The organism is uncultured Proteiniphilum sp., from assembly GCF_937873925.1.
In the GTDB taxonomy this organism is placed as follows: domain Bacteria; phylum Bacteroidota; class Bacteroidia; order Bacteroidales; family Dysgonomonadaceae; genus Proteiniphilum.
Window position 1 is genome coordinate 1 of the sequence record NZ_CALNAT010000178.1, and the last position, 4,645, is coordinate 4,645.

Annotated in this window: 3 protein-coding genes and 2 pseudogenes; all 5 read left to right on the forward strand. The window is 37.9% G+C overall.

Annotation, left to right across the window (positions count from 1 at the left end; translation table 11 throughout):
* A pseudogene (locus tag Q0502_RS12170) lies at positions 1-752 on the forward strand (polymerase); the annotation flags it as partial.
* Positions 745-1,632, forward strand: coding sequence for a signal peptidase I (gene lepB / locus Q0502_RS12175; protein WP_298651080.1), 888 nt, complete (start codon positions 745-747; stop codon positions 1,630-1,632). The pseudogene Q0502_RS12170 and the gene lepB, both read left to right, overlap by 8 nt.
* A gap of 445 nt (positions 1,633-2,077) precedes the next feature.
* Positions 2,078-2,425, forward strand: a complete 348-nt coding sequence (locus tag Q0502_RS12180) for an NVEALA domain-containing protein (protein WP_298651082.1) — start codon at positions 2,078-2,080, stop codon at positions 2,423-2,425.
* A gap of 466 nt (positions 2,426-2,891) precedes the next feature.
* Complete coding sequence (locus Q0502_RS12185) at positions 2,892-4,022, forward strand: 6-bladed beta-propeller (protein ID WP_298651083.1); 1,131 nt, start codon at positions 2,892-2,894, stop codon at positions 4,020-4,022.
* A gap of 86 nt (positions 4,023-4,108) precedes the next feature.
* Positions 4,109-4,645 (forward strand): annotated as a pseudogene (locus Q0502_RS12190) (polymerase); the annotation flags it as partial.

Here is a 4,645-nt window from a genome sequence, read left to right on the forward strand (position 1 = left end):
GGGGCGGTATTAAAAACGGACAGGCCGGGGCGGCCGGCAGCTTCCTGGCCTTGTCGGTCTTCGCTTTTGCATCCTATCCCTACCGGTTATGGGAATTTCCTATTATCTGGGTAGTATTGGGAACTGTTTGTATTGCACAGTCCGGTTACAACAATACCGGAAAGAAATCCTATAGCTGGGAAAAAATGATTCTACCCTTTTTGTTGACGGTGATTTTGAGCTCCATTTCCGTTGCAGGCATTATAAAGCAAAAAGAGTTTTATCGTGCAGAGAAAGAATGGAAGAAACAACGGCCAATGTACAAAAGGAAAGCATATGCGAGTGTAATGAATGATTATGCAGAGCTTTATCCGGTACTGGATCATAAACGGAAATTCGTGTTCGAGTACGGAATGATACTGAACGCTACCGGGGAGAAAGCGAAGGCCGACAGCATCTTTGGCCGGGGATTGGAAATAAGCTGTGATCCTATGTTTTACAATGTGAAAGGGCGCAATCATTATGAAATGGGGGAATATGACAAAGCCGGAGATTCCTATTTAAACTCTACGTGGCTGTTACCCGAACGCATTTATTCCTACTTTTTACTGGTAAAACTTTATGCCGATCCGGCCAATTATCAACCGGGAAAGATGATCCGTGCGGCAAACGCCGTACTGCAAAAGGAACCGAAAGTCCATTCCATGGCTGTCACGGAGATGCGCGATGAGGTGAGAAAAATATTGAAAGAGAAAGGGGCGGGGCATGAATAAAACCGGAAAGATTGTACGCAAAACAGGCCAGGTAATACTGAACCTGTTTTACTATGCCTCCATCATTGTACTCGGCTTTATCGTTCTCCGTGTATTCGTGTTCGGTTCTTATAAAATACCGACGGACTCCATGGAACCGGCCATTGTGCCGGGCGACTACGTGCTGGTGAACAAACCGGCTTACGGTGCCCGGCTGTTCGACCTGTTCAGCGCAGTGGAAGGGAAAGAAGTGAAGATTAAACGCATGTCCGGTTACACCCGTGTCAAGCACGACGATGTGGTTGTCTTTCATATACCTTATCCGAATAAACGGGACAAGATTGAGATGCACATGTTGAAGTACTATATCAAACGCTGTATCGGTGTTCCGGGTGATACTTTGCGGATAGTGAACGGAATTTATACGGTGAATGCCGATACCGCGAAACGTTTGGGGAATTATGCCGGTGAACAGTCATTAAGCCACAAAACAAAAGAGGAGTTGCCGGCAGGAGTATACACTACTTTTCCTCGGGATTCCATATTAAACTGGAACATCAAAGATTTCGGGCCTCTCTATATACCCCGCAAAGGAGACCGTATCACATTAGACAGGACAACCGCGTTACTCTATAAAAAGATCATCGACTGGGAGAAAGGCTATCCTCTTCCATTGGAGAACGATACGTTGCGGGATAACGGGAAGCCATTACAAGAGTACACTTTTTCCCATAATTACTACTTTATGGGAGGCGACAAGGTGGAGAATTCGCAGGACTCCCGTTACTGGGGCTTGCTTCCCGACGATTTGATCGTGGGCAAAGCGTGGTTGATCTGGAAATCAATAGACCCTCATTCAGGTATATTCAGGAGAGAGAGAATACTGAAAAAAATAGAATAAATATCAGGGAAAATCTAAAAAAGCGATTGATAAGCGAGTTGAAAGAGGTGATTTTTAAACTATTGCGTTTATCGGGTAGATGTTTACGATAAACGAGTAGTGAATGTGGTTCATTTTACATTCATTTGTAGAATGTGAAAATATTTTTACCTATGGACTGTCATGAAACCAATAAAAATTATTCCATGGATTCCTATATGGGTATTGAACCGGTATGTATTGGCCCTCTTTGGGTTGTTATTGTATCCTCTGAGAACTCGCTCCTCCTGAAAGGAAGAACGCATTTTCGAAATAAAGGATGGCAAGTAAGTTTTCAAGTAAACTCCCAATTGAAATGAACTGCAGGTACATTTAAATTAAAAAAGAATAAACATATAACACATGAAAAATCCTTTATAGAAAGGAATTCTTAATATTATTTTTTAATTACCTAAATTCATTGCTTATGAAAAAAATTCTATTACCGGGCATTTTAGCCCTTGCCGTCCTGCTAATCGCGGGATTCGGTATGAACAGAAGTATGAATAGCTATGGTGATCTTAGTGACATGGCATTGAAAAATGTGTTGGCATTGGCTGATGGAGAGGATCCGGAAGACCCTGATCCGGGGGAAGAAGATGATGATGGAGGTATTGAAGTGGAAAAAGTTCACGAAAAAGTGGATTATATAGCTACCTCAGAAGAAATAATCAATGGAGCTGTCTACATATGTACAACTATAGGAGTAGGTTGTAATGGAACTGGTAATATTGATTGTGTTAGATGGTCAACAACTGAATGTAAGAGATTGTAAATTGTAAATTCGTTTTAATAAATTAGTACTCATTTTTATTGAGTGCTAATTTATTAAATACTTCGGTAAATATTTATCAACTAATTAATATTAAGACATTCATGAACATAGTTTAATATAGAAAAATTGATCAAGAGTTTGAATTTCAGTTACTTTACAGTATTCTGCTAGAATAAAGTAATGAAAAGTATCAGCCTGCATTACCAGTATAGGGTATCTGTAAGGAAAATATGAGTGAACTGAATACGAAGCTAAACAAAAGTTTCAGAACATTCCCGATGGTGACGCTAATTTTATATATGGTCATCCCTGGAAGGATCAATTTCCTTCAACTGGGAAGGTCTGGCAAATCGTGTGAACAGAAGATTAAATGATAAATTTGTCAAATAGCTTATTGATTTTGAGTCGATTGCCGAATACTATATTTTTAATCTATGACAAACTATTTAATTTAATTATTTTTATTATGAGATTATTCTTTTTGATATTTTTATTACTATTTCTGGGTTGTACTTCAAAATCCAGTAAAATTGAATCGGAAAATGGAAACGGATCAAAATATATTGGTGGATTTACAACTGTCAACCATGCTTTAAACGATTCTACCCTCTTTAATGAGTGTCATGTTGTAGCATTGGAGACAAATGATAGTTCCTTTATACGGGAGATCAGCCGTATTTATAAAACAAAAGACTATATATTTATTTTAGATAAATCACTGGATAAAATATGTATTTTTGATGTTCAGGGAAAATACCGGAATAAAATTGAGAATATTGGGAATGGACCGCATGAATATTTGTCGTTAATGGATTTCTGCCTGGATACAGAAAAAGAAGAGATTTTATTATTATGCGACAAACCGTACAAAATAATGAGGTGTAACTATAACGGACAATTCGTAAGTGAGACAAAATACCGGGATTTTTTCAAGGGCATTGCTATGGATGCCGGCTATATCTATTGCAACAGGACTGAATTAAATAAAACTGATTTAGATAAATATGAGATATGTTGTATGAATCGCGATGGAGATCAGGTTGCCAATTTACTTGAAACAAGAGACAATATCGCCAATACATTGTTCAATCCCGGAAACTTTTTAAATAGGAGCAGACATATTTATTATACCAGAAGATTTGATAATACGGTATATCAGATTATTAAAGATGAATTTTCAGAAAAATACACTTTGGATTTTGGAAAATTCAATTTGCCCGAATATTTGCTCAAAGAACGTGATATAAGAAGGTTTCACAATGAATGTGAAGAAAAAAAGTACATATACTCAATAACTGAATTTATAGAAAATGAAAAATATATCATCTTCAATACAAACCAAACAATTTGTGTATATGACAAAAATAAAGAAACATTCATTGGTTATCCAAGAATCAAAAATACGCAGTTCAATATTGAGACTAGTTCTTTTTACTCAAATGGTTATGATGAAAATTCAATAGTGATGAAAATTGAGCCCGGAATTCTCTATATGTTTAAAGAACATATAAAAGATAATGAAGACATCACAACTTTACTTGAGAAAGTACAAGAGGATGATAATCCAATTTTACTTTTTTATCAATTCAAAATATAATTAGAGAATGGGGATGTTTGACTCTTATATTTGGATTCTATCTTATTAGACCTAAATTCATTTGAATTTCTACATTGTAAACATCGATGTTTCTACCGAGTAAAGAAAACAAGCCAGCAGTAATTGACCTGCTTATTATCCTTTTCACAGGGGTAATACTCGTCACCTACGATTATCAGAAAGATATGCTTCCCGACGGGTTGCTTTTTTCTGTACAGCTGTGTGCCGGATGGTTTTTATGCCGGATTCTCTATACTTATTTTCCGTCTCTCACTCTTTATACTTGCGTTGGAATATTGTTATTCGGTTTGGTGGAGGCCATAGGGGGATTAACCCAGTTGTATGACCTATCCCCCTCGAGACACAGGCTCTTTAAAACCACGGGATCGTTTCTGAATCCAGGGCCATATGGCGGATTCATCGCGTTGATGTTCCCGTTGGTGTTACACTACTGGCTCATATTCAAACATAAGAAGAGATGGATCGGTTATTTTTTCCTTTTTGCGGGAGCTGTTTGTATGATGATATTTCCAGCCACGCTGAGCCGTACGGCCTGGATTGCGGCCATGGCAGGATGCCTGCTTGTTCTCCTGTTAGATATGCGTATCATTGTAAGATTACGT